Origin of the sequence: Candidatus Pantoea formicae, from assembly GCF_011752625.1 — a bacterium.
GTDB classification, from domain to species: Bacteria; Pseudomonadota; Gammaproteobacteria; order Enterobacterales; family Enterobacteriaceae; genus Pantoea; species Pantoea formicae.
The window spans coordinates 101,752-121,405 of the sequence record NZ_VWXD01000009.1 but is presented as its reverse complement, the minus strand read 5'-3'; the positions used below and the strand labels follow the sequence as shown (position 1 = coordinate 121,405).

The 19,654-nt window shown below is 47.6% G+C and carries 12 protein-coding genes; 8 read left to right on the top strand and 4 right to left on the bottom strand.

Features of this window, described 5'->3' with window-relative positions:
* Positions 1 to 827: 827 nt before the first annotated feature.
* Positions 828 to 1,436 carry a DUF2913 family protein gene (locus F3J38_RS21865; protein ID WP_167141960.1) on the bottom strand — a complete coding sequence of 203 codons (609 nt, stop codon included), beginning with the start codon at positions 1,434 to 1,436 and terminating at the stop codon, positions 828 to 830.
* 1,361 nt (positions 1,437 to 2,797) lie between these two features.
* Here F3J38_RS21865 and F3J38_RS21860 point away from each other — a divergent pair.
* A complete protein-coding gene (locus F3J38_RS21860; RefSeq protein WP_167141958.1) occupies positions 2,798 to 3,007 on the top strand; it encodes a hypothetical protein in 210 nt (69 codons plus the stop codon).
* Positions 3,008 to 4,402: 1,395 nt separating this feature from the next.
* The gene (locus F3J38_RS21855; protein WP_167141956.1) at positions 4,403 to 5,302 is read left to right on the top strand and encodes a GGDEF domain-containing protein; all 900 of its coding nucleotides are present in this window, start codon (positions 4,403 to 4,405) and stop codon (positions 5,300 to 5,302) included.
* Between the two features lie 75 nt (positions 5,303 to 5,377).
* Here F3J38_RS21855 and F3J38_RS21850 read toward each other — a convergent pair whose 3' ends face one another.
* Positions 5,378 to 6,265 (bottom strand): LysR family transcriptional regulator, encoded by an 888-nt coding sequence (locus F3J38_RS21850; protein WP_167141953.1) that lies wholly within the window; start codon positions 6,263 to 6,265, stop codon positions 5,378 to 5,380.
* Between the two features lie 104 nt (positions 6,266 to 6,369).
* On the opposite strand from F3J38_RS21850, the gene budA reads away from it, so the two are divergent.
* Genes budA through F3J38_RS21835 form a run of 3 tightly spaced genes read left to right on the top strand, consistent with a single transcriptional unit; the run spans position 6,370 to position 9,638 of the window.
* Positions 6,370 to 7,152, top strand: a complete 783-nt coding sequence (gene budA, locus F3J38_RS21845; RefSeq protein WP_167141950.1) for an acetolactate decarboxylase — start codon at positions 6,370 to 6,372, stop codon at positions 7,150 to 7,152.
* A gap of 14 nt (positions 7,153 to 7,166) precedes the next feature.
* Positions 7,167 to 8,846 (top strand): acetolactate synthase AlsS, encoded by a 1,680-nt coding sequence (gene alsS / locus F3J38_RS21840; RefSeq protein ID WP_167141947.1) that lies wholly within the window; start codon positions 7,167 to 7,169, stop codon positions 8,844 to 8,846.
* A gap of 18 nt (positions 8,847 to 8,864) precedes the next feature.
* Positions 8,865 to 9,638: a (S)-acetoin forming diacetyl reductase gene (locus F3J38_RS21835; protein ID WP_034823407.1), complete on the top strand. Its 774-nt coding sequence runs from the start codon at positions 8,865 to 8,867 to the stop codon at positions 9,636 to 9,638.
* A 391-nt stretch (positions 9,639 to 10,029) separates the two neighbouring features.
* Here the strand turns inward: F3J38_RS21835 and F3J38_RS21830 are convergent, their stop codons facing one another.
* Positions 10,030 to 11,196, bottom strand: a complete 1,167-nt coding sequence (locus F3J38_RS21830; protein WP_167141944.1) for a methyl-accepting chemotaxis protein — start codon at positions 11,194 to 11,196, stop codon at positions 10,030 to 10,032.
* A 748-nt stretch (positions 11,197 to 11,944) separates the two neighbouring features.
* A complete protein-coding gene (locus F3J38_RS21825; protein WP_167141941.1) occupies positions 11,945 to 13,606 on the bottom strand; it encodes a methyl-accepting chemotaxis protein in 1,662 nt (553 codons plus the stop codon).
* Between the two features lie 1,352 nt (positions 13,607 to 14,958).
* Here F3J38_RS21825 and F3J38_RS21820 point away from each other — a divergent pair.
* From F3J38_RS21820 to F3J38_RS21810, 3 genes are all read left to right on the top strand, one after another.
* A complete protein-coding gene (locus F3J38_RS21820) occupies positions 14,959 to 15,285 on the top strand; it encodes a hypothetical protein (RefSeq protein ID WP_167141938.1) in 327 nt (108 codons plus the stop codon).
* Between the two features lie 1,718 nt (positions 15,286 to 17,003).
* Positions 17,004 to 17,930, top strand: a complete 927-nt coding sequence (cscK, locus tag F3J38_RS21815) for a fructokinase (protein ID WP_167141935.1) — start codon at positions 17,004 to 17,006, stop codon at positions 17,928 to 17,930.
* A 159-nt stretch (positions 17,931 to 18,089) separates the two neighbouring features.
* Entirely contained in the window at positions 18,090 to 19,619 is a 1,530-nt protein-coding gene (locus F3J38_RS21810) for a carbohydrate porin (RefSeq protein ID WP_167141931.1), read from the top strand.
* Positions 19,620 to 19,654: the final 35 nt, after the last annotated feature.

Sequence of the window (19,654 nt, the reverse complement as noted above, 5' to 3'; positions counted from 1 at the left end):
AAAGGAAACAACCGTTCTTTATATTCTACAAATAAAATCGGTCCAACATTAGTGCCGTCTGCAGCCGTACGGGAAGGGTCATAGTAAAGAAGGGTTCTGATCATGAGGCTGCGAGCAGTGTATGGCCGACATTTATGACAGGCGCCCACTGGTATTATCTCCTGACGCCGTTCGTGAGTAGCTGAATCCGGAGACGTCGCGCGGCCGGGCAGAAGAAATCGCGCATGACGCAGCCTGACTGAAAAGGCGTTCCTATGGCAGACGGTTAGCAGAAAGGCAGGTCATCTTCATCAGGGCAGGGACCTTATTTAGCCAATCCCTGACGGTTAGGGCTTACCTGCTGAGGCTATCGAAGACGAAAGCTGTGCCTGGCGTTCACTATGATTCTTTATCCAGTTACTGATCTGGCTCGTCGCGGAGCTGTTCAATGGCGAACAGCAAAGAAGGGGAACATTCTTCTCTGTTTTTACTTAAAGAGCTGCATCAGCTCGATGGCCAGTCGCTCACGATTTAATTCCCCGCCCTCGCTGGCTAGCCTGAGACAGCACATGCCGGCAACGAAACAGGCATCATAAAAATTTCTTTAACGGTTTCATATTCATGGATTCTCATCAGAACTCCAACTGATGCCGTGTCAGGTAATGAAATGCAGGCTTTTAAGGAAACTGTTGTCTCAAGAGAGGCGACCCGCAGCCTGAGAGGGATTAAGCGCAGGGTAACTCCGCGGCGGGCATGGTGAGTATGAATTCTGCTCAGTTTAATGTTGTTAAAGGGCGAATGAAGCCCCGTAAATTGCCCTGATACCGTTGTACGGATGGGCGCGCAAGCTATCCGCACTCTGCAGGGAAATCCTCCGCCAGCAGGTGGTGTAGCAGCGCGTCGTTACCGGGCACTGGCACCCGACGCCAGCCCGATCGCTTCAGTATGGCATCCAGCGCAGGCAATTCGCCGGTGAGTCGTGCAGACAGCGGTGCTGTCTGTCGGCCATGCTCATCAAATCCCTTGTCCAGCGCGCTGCGGCAAAGATACACGCCGGACACCGTCGGGCTGAGCCGTAGCTGGTGCCGGCCGCACCATTCGCGCCCGGCCAGCACCATATAAATCCAGCCTGTCAGCTTTACCGCCTGCAGCGCGTGCTGCAGGCGATAAAGGTCGTTTTGTGCTCCCAGGTTGCCGCTTCCCGCGCGCCAGAGGTAGTCCAGCTTGCCGGGCAGGTCAGCCTGCAGCCCTTTCCCGCGTCCTTCTTTCAGCAGCCAGCTGATATCGCCGGCCACCCCCCTGGAGAAGCGTCGCTGCTTCTCAGCCACAGCCAGCCATCTGACCAGAAAAAGATTATCCTGCGCGGCTGAACTAGTGAGCCCGTCGCGGCGGGCCGTATGCAGAGCAACCAGCCCGCACCAGGCAAGATGACTGACTCCGAGGTTACCGTTGTCCATGGGTATTCCTTTAATACGGTTCCTCCCGCAAACGGAGGCACCTGAAAAAAACATTGTAAGACATCATTCATGTTCAGGTAAATGAACCGGGCGTAAGGCACCTTCAGCTTTAAAGGCGGGCTGAAGCCAGCAGCAGGCCGCCCGACACGAATCATAATTCTCTGTATCATTATCCGGCGCGGCTGTCAGTTACCGGCCTCCTGAATACGGGAGATAGGGTCAACTTTTCGCGCTTACAGGTCGCGTGAAGATGCAATGGCAACAGCATCAGATGCTCCCGGGAAATTTCTTCTCCGTAGATAGCATTACCTGGCAGGCTATCGGGAGTATTATGGCTCTGCAGAAAAGAGCGTCATCCCTTGCAGACGGACGAGGAAGATATGAGATAGTCACAATCGGCGGCGGAGCCCATCCAGCCTTTTGCCACCCTCAGCTCCATGAACATCACCTGATATGGTGCGGCAACGGCATCAGTGCAGCGATGCCGAAACACTCACACTGGAGCCTGGGCGCGGTGGGGCTGTTATGCTGACAAATGAGAAGCGGCACTTTGTCAGCAATTCTGTTGCGCTGGCAGCCGTTACCTGTTCCTGAGATGGGTCATGGCCTTTTTTGCGAAGCAGTTGTAAAAAGCTGCGGTGCCGGGGCCTCCCGGTGATTCAGAGAGACTACCACCTGAATCGCCCCTGTATTCCTGCTGTACTTGTGTAGTCTGGCCCCGTCGCTAGAGGGATTCACCGCACATTGAGCATAGCACCTGCTACGATTTTAACTTTCGTAACGTTAATATTTAGTCGGTATCCTCTTTATGCCAGTACCCATCACAGAGCCGAAAGATAAAGCGGCAGACTTTCAGTTATCTGAAAAATGGAAGGTGCTTTGCGCAATACCTTAACGGGGTTCATATTTAATGCCAGTAATACGGAGAAGGTATGAGCTGAACTGAATATATAGTGAGGTCTAAAGACAGCCAGATAGTGGCAATTTACCCAAAGGATCGAATGGGAAGCGGTAAGTACGATGCCACTTGAAGCAATTTCCATTCACTACTTATGCAAGGTAATGCTGCAATACGCTACTACAGGATAATCCACTGGCTTGCGCTGCCAGAAGGGCGTAGGGAGCGTAAATTTACCTTTTTCGCCGTGAAGTCAAAAACCGGGCCAGCGCCCGGTAAAAGATGCAATTTTCCATTGCACCCAGGTCCGGAACTGCTCCGGACCCCCGATAACCTAAATCGTCTTCAAGACATGTCAAAAAATATCTGCAAAATCATCTTTTTAATTTAGAGGCCGTAAGTGAAGTTCCATGGACTAAAAAACGAGATTTTGCACGAAGCCAAGGTTACGAGGGAGCCTGCTATGTGGACTGACATCACAGGACGTGAGCCCTCGCTTTTCCAGCGTATTATTTTACCTAACGGCATTCTGGACATGGAGGCGACCTGCCTCGGCAATAGGCGAGGGGGGCAGTATCATGCGGGAGTGCGCTACAATAAGGTCTTTAATCCTGTGGTCCCCTCACTGGAAGCCGGTCATCGCTTCTCTCTGAATGCTGAAAGAACTGGTTGAGCTGCAGCCTGGTCCTGAGTCACCGCAAGAGATATTTTTGCCCGAGGCTTACTTGAGGTATTCTACTTAAGATCAGGGCGTAACCCTCACTGCATTACGATATTCGTCAGTCTTTCAGACTCAATTTATCAACATAATATCGCCATATTGCGGACATCTTTGCTGGGATCCCGGCATATATCATTGGGCAGGTCTTTACAGCTAGTACTCTAACTTCCGGGGTCAGCGAGTGTCCTGCCCGTCAGGGTAAAACCATGGTGGAAAGCAATCGGCATGTACAGGATGAAATCAGCAGAAAACATCTGCTATTCAGAAAATTAGATCAATCTTTTAAATGGAATCCGCGACCTGAATCTTCTTCTACAGCTTAGGCAAGCCCGGGTTAAGCCTAAGTCCTATGCGCTAATTCTGGCGATGAACTGTTATTTAACAATTAATGACAAAAGAGCGCATCAAATCCAGGTCACCGCTCAGGCCGTGTATTTTTCAATGGAGATGCTTGACATTAAAAAAGAGATTTTGTAAAAATTAAATTGCCTGATGTGTTTCATTCGCTAGTCCAATCATTCATCTCGCATATCAGGCCGGAAGCCCCTCCTCAACCGTAGGGGCTTTTTGTTTGTATCAATTCTCCCAGAGCTCAACTGAGCATTCCACGATGCACTGCGTCAGGGTTTATTATTTTTATTATATGTTTTAGATTGTTATCAATGCGGTGAATCCCTCTAAGCGATGAGGCGACAGCAATCACTCTCCTGAGTGGCAACAAGCCTAATAGCGGGTAAGACTGGCTGGGCTTACTCACCGGGAGGCACCCGGCGCCGCAGACGTTTCAAAGTCGGAACGAATCCTCCTATATGGCCTGGCATGAGATAAGAGCCAGCGCAAGTTTGCGGATGAGGGAGGCTGCACTTCGTCTACCGGGAGGCACCCCGCGTTCCGGCAACCTGCTATTAAAAATTATTGTATATTTCCCCCTATGGGGAGGGGGTAAACAGCAGGGCACGTGTAAGAATGAAGCGACACAGGTTGTGATTTTTCTTAGCCACGGGAGGCCTCCCGGCACCATAACTGTTACTGAATAATTGAAAAGCGCTGAATCGTCACCGAAAAGCTTCAGGGCAGCCGTGAGCACTATAAGGTTCCCGGAGCAGATTTATCACTGAATTACCAGAATCCTGCTGAATATGCAGTAAGCTCGAAAATGTAAAGTAAAAATATAAATAAAGCGTCAAAACTAATTGACCGTTTTTATCAAATTACGTGGTCAGCACTACTGAACTGAGAAACTTTATTTATTCAGGTGAAGTTATACTAACTGCGTTAGCACAAAATATAACCTAGACTGTCCATTCCGTGGTACTATCTTACCTTAACTTAATTTAGGTCTGTGTGATGAATTTTAAAATACATGATAAGCTCATTCATGAGGTAGAGTCCCCAGAAGGCCTTCTTTACAGAATGATAATTATTTACACCTGTTTTATGACTGCGTTGATAGCCATCCTTTTTTTGGTAATAGGTGACACAACAAAAATAAATTTTTATTTCTTTATAAACTCTTGCACTGTAACAGTAATGGTATGGTTTATTAGAAAGTCATTCAATATATTTTCGAGAGATATACATCTGCTGGCTTTCAGGGTAAGCTTATTTTTTCTCCTGAATTCTTCCCTTGCGTCTATGGCTGGAGGCCTTAACTTGATTGATAGGGATACAGCATCTGTTATTGCCGCTCTTTTATATGTTCCAGCAATGCTGGTTATCATTCATTCGTTCAATAAATTCATAGCCTATGTTAATCATAATTATAAATCCGCAGTCAGTCTGTCATTAACAGATGAACTGACCGGATTACCAAACAGACGACACCTCAATGTTAAACTTAGAGAGCTTGAAAGCAGGGCTGGTACAATTTGCATTGCAGACATTGACCATTTTAAAAAAATAAATGATACATACGGTCATGAGGCTGGAGATAAGGTGCTGAGAAACATGGGCCTGAGACTGAGTTCGTTTGTGAAAGATGAAATTTTCATTTCAAGATCTGGGGGTGAAGAATTTGCTATTATTATTTTTGATAACACAAATGCTGAAGATGTTATCAGGAATATAAAAACTTCAGTCTCAGATGGTTGCAATGGAAGTATCGGGGTGACGTTAAGTATTGGAGTGGCAATAAAGCAGAAAGAGGACTCATCTTCCGCTGCTATTACATCTGCTGATAATGCTCTATATCAGGCAAAAAGTGCTGGAAGAGACTGTATCATGTATGGTCAACGCTATCGCAGATAAAATATCTGATTTTTTAAAGGGCGAGATGCCCTTTTAATTTCCAAGCTATGAAGTCTTTTAGTCGGGATTTTTAAGCTAATTTCTTTGTGCGTCTAATAATTTAAGTAAATGCAATACTGCCTTAGAGGGATTTCTGTGCCGCCAGGCAAAAGCTATATCAGTGTATAGGGTGTTGTTTTCAATCTCACAAATCACGATGTTCGGATTGTTAACACAGCACATTGACTCAGGCACTAATGCGATGCCACATCCTGCCCCTACCATACCAAGAGAAGACATTATTTGTGGCGCCTGAAGAAATCGCGCGGTGGTAAATCCTGCGCGTATGCATGTGCTGGCGATGAGTTCATAAAGACTGGGAGCGACTTCACGCGGAAACATAATCAATGTTTCATCCGCCAGATGCACCAACGAAACGGTGCGTTGATGACTGTATGGATGACCTGCAGGTAAAGCAATCATCATTCTCTCAGTTGCAATAACCTTCAGATTAAACGATTTACTGCTTTCACAGGGTAAGCGAATAAATGCTGCGTCTAGTAATCCATCATGCAGATCCTGCATCAGCAAAGCCATATTCTCTTCCCGGGTGATGAGTTCCATCGCCGGATAATGCGTTTTGAATCGATGAATAAGTTCAAAAACTGGCGCCCCAAAGGCCACCGAACTGGCAAAACCCAGTTGGATTTGTCCGCTTATGCCCCTAGCCATGCCGCGGGCTCTCTCAAGCGCATGATCGGCAAGGTGCACAATTTCTAAGGCATCACTGAGGAATGCCTTGCCTGCTTCGGTGAGTTCAACACCACGCGTCTGACGTTTCAATAAAGGTGTCCCAATTTCATGCTCCAGCCGCTGAATTTGTTGGCTTAACGGGGGTTGAGAGATGCCCAGAGCCTCAGCGGCACGAGTGAAATGCAGCGTCTCAGCGACAGTAATAAAATAACGCAGATGGCGAAGTTCCATATCAAAAACGTCTCAAAGTTAACATGTTTCGCTATTGGATTCGGCTAGCTAAAAAGACCAAGATGACATTAAGACGGCTTAACTATCTATTTGCGAGGTGGCAAATGTATAACTTTGTATCTGAGTCTAAATGCGATGAACAGTTGAGAGAAACTGTTAAAAAAATTAATCACGATTCACCAGAAAAAATCATCTATCAGACTTCACTCATGAGCGCATTACTTAGTGGGGTTTATGACGGTTCAACCACAGTTTCCGAGCTGCTGAAACAAGGTGACTTTGGTCTGGGGACCTTTAATCGGCTGGATGGAGAACTCATTGCCTTTGACAGTAATGTTTATCAACTACGCTCTGATGGCACCGCCAACCCTGCTAATCCCGGACAAAAGACGCCTTTTGCTGTTATGACCTTTTTCAAACCAGAGTATCATCACCGCCTAGCCGAAACTGCTACACGAGAAGATGTTCATCAGGTTATCAACAGCAAAGTCACCTCAGACAATCAATTCTGCGCCATGCGCATCAGCGGACACTTCCATACTGTTCAGACACGAACAGTACCCTGTCAGTGCCGTCCTTATCGCTCGATGCCTGAAGTACTGGGCAATCAGCCCACATTCACCTTCAAGGACACCCTGGGTGAATTAATCGGCTTTCGCACACCGCAATACATGCAAGGAATCAACGTGGCAGGTTATCACGAGCACTTCATTACTGATGACCGGCAGGGTGGTGGGCACATCCTCGATTACGTGCTCAGAGAGGGAAATCTGACCTTCGGCGCGATTAACAAGCTTATCGTTGAATTACCCAGTGACAACGAATTTCTTCGGGCAGAGCTCAATCCTCACAATCTTGATGAAGCCATTCGGTCCGTCGAAAGCTAACAGCAGGAGGCAAAATGAAAACGTTGAACAATAATGCTCTTTGGAATAGCGGCGCCGATTTAGTTGTCGCGCAGCTTGAAGCACAAGGTGTAAAACAGGTGTTTGGGATCCCCGGAGCCAAAATAGACAAAGTATTTGATTCACTGCTGGATTCACCCATTCAGCTAATCCCCGTAAGGCATGAAGCAAATGCCGCCTTTATGGCCGCCGCGGTAGGCAGACTGACGGGACATGCAGGTGTCGCACTCGTTACCTCCGGCCCGGGTTGCTCTAACCTGATTACCGGTATGGCAACCGCTACCAGTGAAGGGGATCCGATGGTGGCGATAGGAGGAGCGGTTAAACGGTCGGATAGCGCTAAACAGGTTCACCAGAGCATGGACACCGTTTCGATGTTTCGTCCGGTCACTAAATATGCTGTTGAGGTGACAGACCCTGCCGCACTGCCCGAATGTGTGTCGAATGCCTTTCGTCATGCTGAAAATGGACGCGGCGGAGGCGCATTTATCAGCCTGCCACAGGATGTTATCGATCAGCCTGTTTCCGGTAGCCCTTTGAAAAACCATGGGCACGTTAAGCTGGGTGCCGCTCCCGATGGCCTGATTGCCGCTGTCGGCCAGGAAATCAGCCGGGCAAAAAATCCTGTCATTTTGCTGGGACTGATGGCCAGCCAGCCAGAAAACAGTGCCGCAATCCATGAATTACTGTCAAAAAGCCAGATCCCTGCGACCAGTACATATCAAGCTGCAGGCGCGGTCAGACAGGAGAACTTCTCTCGGTTCGCAGGTCGTGTAGGATTATTTAATAACCAGGCCGGTGACAGATTGTTGCAGCAGGCTGACCTGATCATCACTATTGGCTACAGCCCGGTAGAGTATGAACCGGCCATGTGGAACAGTGGTAAAGCGATTCTGGTGCATATTGATGTGTTACCAGCTGATACAGATAACCACTATCTGCCCGACGCTGAACTAGTGGGCGATATAGCGCAGACCGTAGGCAAGATTGCCGCGCACATTCACTTACCACTTCAACTCAGCAACGCCGCTTCTTCTGTACTGGAAGACCGACAGCACCAACGGCAATTGCTGGCCATGCAAGGCGCCAGCCTGAATCAGTTTGCACTGCACCCACTGCGCATCGTACGTGCGATGCAGGACATCGTTAACTCTGATATCAGTCTTACCGTTGATATGGGCAGCTTCCATATCTGGATAGCGCGTTATCTGTACAGTTTCCGGGCGCGCCAGATTATGATTTCCAACGGACAGCAGACTATGGGTGTCGCTCTGCCATGGGCTATCGGAGCCTGGTTAGTTGATCCTTCACGCAAAGTCGTGTCGGTCTCCGGGGACGGCGGATTTCTGCAGTCAAGCATGGAGCTGGAAACTGCCGTCAGGCTAAAAGCCAATATTCTGCACATCATCTGGGTCGATAACGCCTACAACATGGTCGCGATGCAGGAAGATAAAAAGTATCAGCGTATATCAGGCGTCAACTTCGGCCCGGTTAACTTTAAAGCCTATGCCGAAGCATTCGGCGCCATCGGTTTCGCAGTTAACTGCGCAGAAGAACTCGAGGCAACGTTACGCAGCGCGATGGATGTCAGCGGCCCTGCAGTGGTTGCAATCCCGGTCGACTATAGCGACAACCCGCTGCTGATGAGTCAGTTGAACCTGAGCCAAATCCTCTGATTTAAAAAGGAAAATATTATGAAAAACAGAGTCGCATTTGTGACCGGAGCCGGCCAGGGTATCGGCTCAGCTATTGCCATACGCCTGGCTAAAGACGGCTTTGCGGTTGCCATCGCGGATTTCAATGTCGAAACAGCACAGCATGTCGCTGATGAGATAGTCCGGTCGGGAGGAAAAGCTATAGCACTAAGGGTTGATGTCACCCAGCGCGAGCAGGTCTTTCATGCCGTTAATGAAGCACGCCATGTTTTGGGGGATTTTAATGTAATTGTGAACAATGCTGGTATTGCGCCATCAACTCCTATAGCGGATATCACCGAGGAGATCATCGATAAGGTTTATGATGTCAACGTCAAGGGTGTGATTTGGGGTATGCAGGCAGCAATCAGCGCGTTTGTCGCGGAGAAACATGGCGGTAAAATCATCAACGCCTGCTCTCAGGCAGGGCATGTGGGGAATCCGGATCTGGCCGTATACAGCTCCAGTAAGTTCGCCGTTCGCGGGCTCACGCAGACGGCGGCAAAAGACCTTGCAAATCGAGGTATTACTGTTAACTCCTTCTGTCCGGGTATTGTAAAAACCCCCATGTGGGAATCCATTGACAGACAAATCTCTCAAGCTGCGGGGGAGCCAGCAGGCTTTGGCACGCAAGAGTTTGCAAAACGAATTACGCTGGGCCGACTCTCCGAGCCGGAAGATGTGGCCGCTTGTGTGTCATTCCTGGCGGGGCCTGATTCCAACTACATGACCGGCCAATCGCTACTCATCGATGGCGGAATGGTATTCAACTAATTCCTCAATTGTGCTTACTCACATTCCTGTGTGAGTAAGCAGTTAGCCATGCTCAAGACCAGGAGGAGGCACTTAACCAGGCATCTCGTCTTAAATACGCAGTCTGCATTCTGGTATCAGATCTCAGCCAAAAGGCCCAATGTGAATCATCAGGCGGTAAGAGGCAGCTTATTGGTTAACCATAAGCAAGTTGATCCAGCCAGACCCTCACAATCAAAACGCTCTGGCAGGCTGACGTAAATTGTTCATCAATCAGCAAAGGCGCACTTCTGCTAAAAGAGGTTCGAACACATAAGGCTGTATACCTTCCTGATCCTTCATCAGATGAAAAGGTCCAAAGGTCAGTCCGTGAATAAGGTTAAGTAACGTCAGAGAATCAATGCTCATGAAACTAGTCAGTACTATCAGAAAAACTTTGTATGCGTTTCTGTAGACGGGAAATTTGTCCTGTTATATCTGCCGTCCTTTCCGCAAGTCCTCTGATAGCACTGGCAATTACGGAGAAGCCACGCCCATGTATACCCGCCCTTGCCGCTTCGATACTGGCATTGAGAGAGATAAGTTTGATCTGTGCAGCAATATTTCCGTTCTCTGAGACCAGTTCGGCAATTTCTTTCGCTGCTTCAGCTGTCTGAATGTTCCTCCTGACCTCGCTATCTTCATGCAGCCGTCGGTCTTTTCGGGCCTGAATATCAATCAGCGCCCCGACGGCACGGAGCGGAGTACCGTCGTGCGCGCGCTTTGTCTGACCGCGAGCCTGAAACCACCGGTATTCACCACTGCGAAGCTTAAGGCGATATTCTATATCGAAACCTGTCTTGCCGCTGTAGTCCATCAGGTGCTTAACGAAAGCGTCAAGTGCAGCCTGCCTGTCATCCGGATGAAGGCGTGAAGCCCAGCTGTCCATCACGTCCGGAAATTCTTCGACAGTTTCAAAACCCAGCAGTTTTCTGAACTGCGGTGACCACCAGAAGACGTTATCAGGATTAAGCGGATTGCCTCCAATGATATCAAGATCCCAAAGTCCATCGTTGAGCATTTCCCGCGACAGGTCAAAGCGCGTGGAAACAATATCAAAAAGACGTGCCTGAGTGGTCTGCTGTTCAATATTTTTGATAATGCCTACTAAGCGCGGAGGCGAAAATTCCACACAGTACTTTGCCTGAAATAGAAACCACTGAAAATTGGTTTTGTCAGTTTTGACCATGCACTGAAGCGGTTTCTTAGCCGGACCATGGCTGAGTGAAGAGAAAACGAAATCTGTGAAAGCATCCTGATGCTGTGTATGAACTCTCTGCATAAGAGAATGCGTTCCGACTTCTTCATCAGGGGTCAGACCTAAAAGACGACGGGCTGAGTGCGATAAAAATACGGGCGAATCACTGTACCTGTCGGGTGACTCAATGTACCAGACGCATTCATGCCCTATCTCCATCACACACTTCAGTAGTTCAGTATCACTGTGATATGCGTAGCGCTCTTGAATATCTGGTACTTCAGATATAGCTGATTTAACCTGTACTGTGGCAGGCTTTTTTTGTAGTAATTTTTTGAACATTATTTCTCCTGGTTAATTTACATCGGCACAAAAATAAGACTGATATGTCATATCGGCGCGTACAGTCAGAAGTTCAGTGAATTAAATTAAGTTGTAACAATAACTGTACTAAAATGGCCTTATCATGGACTTGTCGTCAGCGCAGGATTTCAGAATTTTTCTGTTGATAATAATGCCCTGCAGCTAAAGCAAACAGCTCGGGTTAACAGGCGTAAGTTCTCCTGCAACGCTACCTACTGTTCATAGATAAGGCAGTCATGACCCTGAAATCCCAGTACTGAAAAAGTCACTGTTTATTTATAATTTAAGGTTTCTTTGGGCGAATTTTAGATACGATTTTTTTTCAAGGTCTTATTCTTTGATTACTAATAATTAACATCGGCGATGGTGTACCCCCGAGGACGCTGGTTGAATGGAGTATCAGTATCGGACATTTAGAAATCAACGCTGTGTACAGTTTTATGAATCCAAAATAGATAAATGACTGTGCTGTTCTCTATAAAATCTTCAACTTTCTGACTCTGGACATTTGATGAAAATACCATTTTTAAGATTGATTATTCCTGTTGAAGCAGGACAGCTATCCGTAACAAGTCAGCTAATTTTAACAGTATTAGCTTGTCATATCTGTTCTGAATATTTTATGTGCAGAAGATTCAGATTCATAAATATTAACTATAAGAACTCGGGAAAGCGCTGGCGTACCAGCGCTTATGATAAACCTGTTTTTAAAGAATAGCCGGAGAATTTAAAAACTTTCCCAGTTTACTTTACTCACATTAGCAGCAATCACATCAGGCATTTTTTGCAATTGTAATTTTTTTCTGATTACCGGCCTGACACTTACCCCGGCATGGGCCTGATTTTTATCAAGGATGAAAGTGGACACCAGTCCTGACAGTGTTTCAGCCTGTTCCTGGAGTGATTTTGAGGCTGAAGAAGCCTCTTCAACCAAAGAGGCGTTCTGCTGGGTGACCTCATCCATCTGCCCGATGGCCAGATGGACTTGCTCGATGCCCTTGCTCTGTTCAGATGTTGCGGCCGCAATCTCATTAACCAGGTCTGCAACTTGCTGAATCGCACTGGTGACGTTCTCTGTGTTACCGCCAACATGCGTTGCCTGCTGAAGCCCTTGTTCGACCTGAGAAACGGAAAGTGAAATCAGGTCCTTTATCTCACGTGCAGCAGTAGAAGAACGCTGTGCCAGATTACGCACCTCAGAGGCAACAACCGCAAACCCTCTTCCATGTTCACCGGCGCGCGCGGCCTCTACCGCAGCATTAAGCGCCAGAATATTGGTCTGGAAAGCAATTCCTTCAATCAGTCCCGTAATTTCAGAAATTTTTGCTGAACTCCCGCGGATATAGGACATGGTTTCCAGCATCCCACTGACTGCGCTCCTGTTCTGACGGGATAAATCATTAGCATTGTTTGCCAGTGTGCTTGCTTCAAAAGCTCCCTCAGCATTCTGCCGAACAGAATCGCTCAGGGTAGCCATGCTTGCAGAAGTCTGTTCCAGCGACGCCGCCTGTTGTTCTGTACGAGATGAAAGATCCTCGTTTCCTGCGGCAATCTGTGTTGACCCCGTACTGACTGAGTGTGCCGCCTGGTTCACCGATAAAAGCGTTGAGGAGACCCTTTTGAGCAGATTGTTAAACGCCGATGCCGTCTTTCCTACTTCATCATTTCTGATCACGGAAGCCACTTGCGTCAGATCAAGGTGGTTGCTGACGTCAGTTATTGTGTTTTGAAGATTGTTCAGGCTGCGCTTTATACCCAGAACGATATTGATACAAAATATGCCAAGAACCAGGATAACTCCTGCCGATACAGAGGTCATTATCCAGAACGTCTGAGAATAAATTTTCTTATTAACGACTCGTAGTCCATCACCAATTTGAATATTTAAATCTATTTGTTTAGTGAATTGTGACTCCATTTCTCTCGTGGCAGCACCCACACCTTTGTCCCCCCTGAGTAGAGCCAAAGAAACCGCATCATCATTATTACTGCCTGAGGCAGCTAAGAACGCGGGCAGGGCAGCACGAACGGCATCAATGTTACGAAATGCCTGCTCAGTCATAGCCTTATCTTCGTCACTGGAGATATCGTTCGCCATGTAATAATCAGTAAGTGACTTCAGTGTGTGAAGCAGGTCGTTGATCCTTTCTTGTGCGGCGTCCTGGTCAGCTTTCGTTAAAGCCGTCTGATGACGGTACAGCGCAATACCCAGCTGATTCGTGGTACTTATGGATTTGTTCAGGTCCTTGATACTCGGTATCGCATTGGCCTGTACATATTCGAATCGCGCCTGAAAGCCCGAAATCACTGCAAGTGAAACGGCAACAATCGATAAGAGAGATACAGCCAACAAAAAAAACGCCATCAATAATCGCTGTGTAATGGTCATATGAGCCCTGGTATAAAAGTTAATAAAAAAATCAACAATGTATTATCGACGTAATCTCAACAGGCTTTAATAGATTATTTTTTGAATATCTACTGAGAGAGGCTTGATGTTTATTAAAGATCCGCTAAGCAGGTTACTATTCTGTTGTGTTATCTGACACCGAGGGGCAGATTTTGGCTTCCATCCTTCAGCAGAGAAACCGGAGCTATACCATGCTGCGATATACATACGTAAACTCTGTCTGAAGTACGACCTCCGCTTCTGCGCATGTTAAATTCCCACTTTCATAGTCATGACCGATAAACACATGCTTTGAAAACAATATTCACTGTAATCAACATTTAAGCTACATCGAACAGCGTGATCATGGCTGTTCGAGGATTGCGGATGGAGGGGATTTTCGCAACGCAAAAAAATCAATAATTTCTCCTTTATGTTTCATCGTGTAAATTTTTCTTGTTCTTTACCGGTAACATCTTACTTTCATTAGGTACGTTTCAAACATATCAACTGAAGAGGAATATTTATGACTACGCATCATTTTCTTAAAGTAATTGAGACTTTGGGAGTAGGGATTTTTGCTCTGTTATTAGTCTGCCTGGCTGTTACCGGGACACTGTCAACTTTAGGCATTGATCATTCCTGGGCATACCCTCACAGATAACTGACTTTTGCACCAGGGAAATTGAGAGCGCGATAAAAAGATATCAGACCCTGTTTTCATGTATTACGAAGGGTGAGGTCATGTTGCTCAAATAGGAAATTGAATTCATCAGGAAAAGATGTGTTCGGCAGTTATAACCTGTTGAATGTCATGAGGTTCAGCCAGGATAAACGTAGCTTTCCCCATAACAGGCGGGCATACATATGTTTTGCCGAATTCAGTTTATGTATCATCAGATATTGCAGCGCTTTTCTGACACCTGAGTGTGTTAAACGAAACCCAGAACGCAAGTAATAGAAAACTGAAAGACAAATAAATGCTAGAGAAAACATTGTCCGGTAAGGCACTCGCTTAATCTGAGGGTATCGACCCTAATGAACCACTTCCGGTCATGACCGCCGTAATAAACAATCCAGAGTCATCAGCGACAGGTAAGCACGCTTTGCCGAACTGAAGCTTAAGATTTCATCAGTCGTGCTCTGTAATAACAGGTCCGATTATGCGCTTAAGGCATATCTTCGTGAAATGACTGACGTCATTCTAGGATATCTATAATGACCCTATGATATTTATAGCCGGATCCGGACGCATCTGAAGTTCAAACCAAACTTACTGGCAGGTGATGTCAGACTTGCGGTTAGCTATGAAAGTCACTCCGGCCTAAATGAAATCATATGGAGAGAGACCAATGAAAGCAGTACTTGAAGCAGGTTGCGTTGCCCTGGTTATTGACTCAGTAAATCCTGAAAATATCGGTAAATCTGTCACATTAATCAGTTGGTGCGCGGCTGGAGAGCAGTTTAATGCACCTGACGGTACCTGCGTAAGAATGCCTGAAAACACAGGTGGGTGGCTATGCGCAGGTGAAATTGTGTGTGGTGGAAAAATGTCCGTCTCGATGCGCGATTTCAGACGTTATGGATGGTGCGTTTTCCCACCTCAATACCTTATGCCAATGAACGGCGACCCTTTTGGGCATCTTCATGACGGTCATAAGGAGCTGTGTAATACCTGATACGCGGAAAATACTGAAAGCGACAAACTGTTTAAAATTCAATCAAGCTATAATACCCTCACACTTTATCAGCAGTGGTGATGCAACGATCGACAGAATGCACTGATAGAACGACTTGCAGCAGAACCAGGCAAAAGAGATTACAACAATAGTAAAACTCACAAAATGAAGCGGATCGTAAAAGCTCACGACAGGATCAGTGAATTAACATTACAGCCCATTAACCATCTCATATTTAAAGCTCAAAGAATCTATCCGTATACAGGTTGAGGGGTATACTTTCTCATTAGTTCTGGAGGAAAGGTGGGGAATAAAATCTATAAAAAATGCTCTTAAAGAAAATATTTAGGGCGAATCACTTAAATACACAGCATGGCCTCTGACATATTACTTGTAAGGTCGAGAGTAAAGCGGAAAGAGCACTGCCATCAACAGTTAGTGTTTGCTCCTCAGTAGTCAGGTGAAGGCACTTTGTAGTTGCTATAAATCAATGAGAAAGTTATCAGATATTACTGATATGATATGTTTAAATATGTTGTTAAAAGCAACAAATGCAGTATATCATGCTTTTAATTGGTGAAAATTACGAGCGTCTCTGCACTATATGTCTTATTTCCCACTAATTAAGAACTTTCTTAGTTTAAGATTTGTCTTAGTAATTCGTTTGGCATTTTTGGAGTAAGGGCTATTGAAAAACATAAGAAGAAAGACATGGATAATGGTTTTTTTATTTTGTGTTTTATTTTGGGGGGTGGTATTTACCGCTATCTCATTCGCCAATGAGAACGGTAAGAATAAACCAGTAGCCCAAGTGAATGGGCCCACTAAGCTCGTTGATATACAAAAAATAAAGCAACTTAAGCTCAATGATAAGCAAAAGAAATTTATCGAATCGCTTATTGAACCCGCTGATAAAAAATCAGATTAACTTCTAAGCCGCGCTGCGGCTTTTTTCGTGTACATTGTAAGTGCTGGCAAACTCGTTCTGATTCCCCAACGATACCAGCGAGTAACAGCCTCCGATTGTTGCTGCGGGAGAACATTGTTTGAGGCATAGGAAATCCGTGGCGGGGATGTATGCCGCTAAAGAAAGGTCGAACGAACCTTCGCTGTCAAAATTTAACTGGCGCAGTTTTGCCGTGCCGTTGAGAATGGCCACAGAGTAGCGGTTGACCGGGCGCCGTCACAGTCGGGATGATGCCACAATCGACAGCGGGGATTTCTTCTGCAGGTGGTGAGGTCAGTTCTTATATCTTCCGGTAGTCTCTTCGCTTTTTCCGCTGTTTTTTTTACTCCCTAGAGTGTCGTGTCCGCTGAAACTGGCAAGGTTAGAGGGGGGCGTTTAAGGCCTGAGGCTGGCCAGTACCGTGTACATTGCCCTGACTTTTCGATTGGGCCATCCCGATCCATCTGATGCAGTACCGTCTGCATCTCATCTCGCGACGCATAAGTTGCTCTCATAACATGTAGATATCGTATTGCAGTCAGAGTTAACAGCGTATGTTCAGGCGTACATTGTTGGTCACGTTATATATGTGGCGATGATAGCGCTCTCAGCCAAAACCTCGTGGTCAGTGCGCGGCAGAAGGGTAAAAGTTAATAATTCGAAAGAGGCTGTGGGCGCTCGTGATCATCTGGCACTAGCGACATATCATAACTTTGATGCATAATCATTTTTATTAGCTAAATCGGTTTAGCACAGATTGAGGGGAATGACGATGACGCGTGTTTGGTGTCTGGGCGATGCGGTAGTTGATTTATTACCTGATACGGATGGGCGCTTGCTGCAGTGTCCGGGCGGCGCGCCCGCAAATGTAGCGGTAGGTGTTGCACGCCTTCGCGGTAACAGTGGCTTTATTGGGAGAGTAGGAAGCGATCCCTTCGGACAGATTATGAAAAAGACATTGCAGCAGGAGAATGTTGATGTCTCTTACATGCGAACAGACCCTGCGCAGCGTACCTCAACGGTCTTGGTATCGCTGGACAGCGCGGGAGAACGCACATTCACCTTTATGGTTCGACCCGGTGCAGACCTGTTCCTTGAAATTGATGACCTTCCCGATTTTCAACCTTCAGAGTGGCTGCACTGTTGCTCAATCGCGCTGCTGAGAGAGCCTTCAAGAACAGCTACGCTCACCGCCATGCAGCGTATACGGGATTCTGGGGGCTTTGTCAGTTTTGACCCCAATATACGTCTGGATCTGTGGCCTGAGAAAGCGGCGCTCCGACATTGCATTGATCAGGCGCTACAACTGGCGAATGTGGGGAAACTCTCTGAAGAGGAGCTGATATATATAACGGGTTGCACGGAGGTGGATGCTGGTATTGCGCTTCTAGCGAAGCGCTTACCGGTTACCTTACTGCTGGTAACCCAAGGTAGCGCCGGCGTGCGCGGCTGGCACAACGGTACGCTCACTCATCATCCCGCTAAAGCGGTCAACAGCGTGGACACAACAGGAGCAGGCGACGCTTTTGTTGCCGGCCTGTTATGGGGACTGGCGCAGTATGGCATGCCTGCTGATGGTGATCAGCTTACCGATCGTCTGCTGTGTGCCCAGATCTGTGGCGCGCTGGCGACTATGGCCAAAGGAGCTATGACGGCTCTGCCTGACTATCATCAACTCCAGGATCACCTCTCCCGATAGATCTACCCCTTCATGTTTTGCGACTTACTTCACATCAACTAAATCGGTTTAGCAAAATTCGTTGCGCTTACAAAATTGGGGCGACTATGATGCAGGCCTAAACCGGTTTAGCAACATTACAAATAGTTGATGACAGCCTTTCCTCTGGGATGCAAAACAGTGAATAAAACTCTAATTGCTTTAACCCTTAGTACGTTATTAGCTGCTGACTCAGCATGGGCGGCGCCCGATACCCAGAGTATCGAAGCACGCCTAGCGGCAATGGAAAAAAGACTGACCGCGGCTGAACAGCGTGCCAGTGCAGCGGAATACCGTGCGCAGGAAGCGGAAAACCAGGTACAAAAGCTCGCCACTGCACAGCAGCAAAACACTGGCATTAACGGTAGCGTCGTGCAGCGTCCTGTCAGACCGGAGCAGAACAAGCCCATCGGAGGTAACAGCGGAGAAGGTGAATTTGAATTTCATGGATACGCCCGCTCCGGGTTGCTGATGAACAGCTCTGCTGCAAAAACGCAGGGCGGTCCCACCGTTACCCCAGCGGGTGAGACCGGCGGTCACACTGGCCGTCTTGGCAATGAGCCGGATACCTACGTTGAACTCAATCTCGAACACAAGCAGGTCCTGGCCAACGGTGCCACTACCCGTTTCAAAGCGATGCTGGCCGATGGTCAGCGAACCTATAACGACTGGAGTGCTGCCAGCAGCGATCTCAATGTGCGGCAGGCGTTTGTGGAACTTGGTCAATTACCCACGTTTACCGGTGCGTTCAAAGACAGCACTGTCTGGGCTGGTAAGCGCTTTGACCGTGACAACTTCGACATTCACTGGATCGACTCCGACGTGGTGTTTCTCGCCGGCACCGGCGCGGGCATCTATGACGTGAAGTGGGCCGAAGAAGTGCGCAGCAATCTGTCAGTTTACGGGCGCACTTTTGGTGATATCGAAAACAACGAGAATACCGCGCAAAACTATATTCTGACGTTGAATAACTTTGTTGGCCCGCTGCAGCTGATGGTGAGTGGGATGCGCGCAAAAGATAACAATGCACGTAGTGACATTGATGGGAACCGCGTCAAAGGCGATGCGGCAAACAGTGGTTTGCATGGATTGATCGGCCTGCACAGCGACAGCTTCTATGGCCTGCGTGAAGGCTCAGCAAAAACGGCGCTGCTTTACGGTCATGGACTGGGTGCCGAAGTAAAAACTATAGGTGCCGATGGGGCACTCCTGCCGGAAGCGGATACCTGGCGCCTTGCCAGCTTCGGAATGACGCCGCTCGGTGGTGGCTGGCATATCGCCCCGGCGCTGCTGGCGCAGAGCAGTAAAGATCGATACGTCAGAGGCGACAGCTATGAGTGGGCTACCGCCAACCTGAGGCTGATACAGGAGATCACGCAGAATTTCGAAATGCAGTATGAGGGCTCTTACCAGTATATGGACCTGCGCCCTGAAGGCTACAACAACCGCAGTGCTGTCAGCGGTAACTTCTATAAACTTACCGTGGCGCCAACGCTGAAAGCTGGTGACGTGGGTGAATTTCTGAAACGCCCGGAAATCCGCCTGTTCGCCAGCTGGATGGACTGGGATCACCGCCTGGACAACTACGCAAGCGATGATGCCTTTGGCAGTAGCGGCTTCAGCGCCGGTGGCGAGTGGAACTTCGGCGTGCAGATGGAAACCTGGTTCTGATTATGCGGCCCCCCCCGGGGCCATGTTTCTCACTG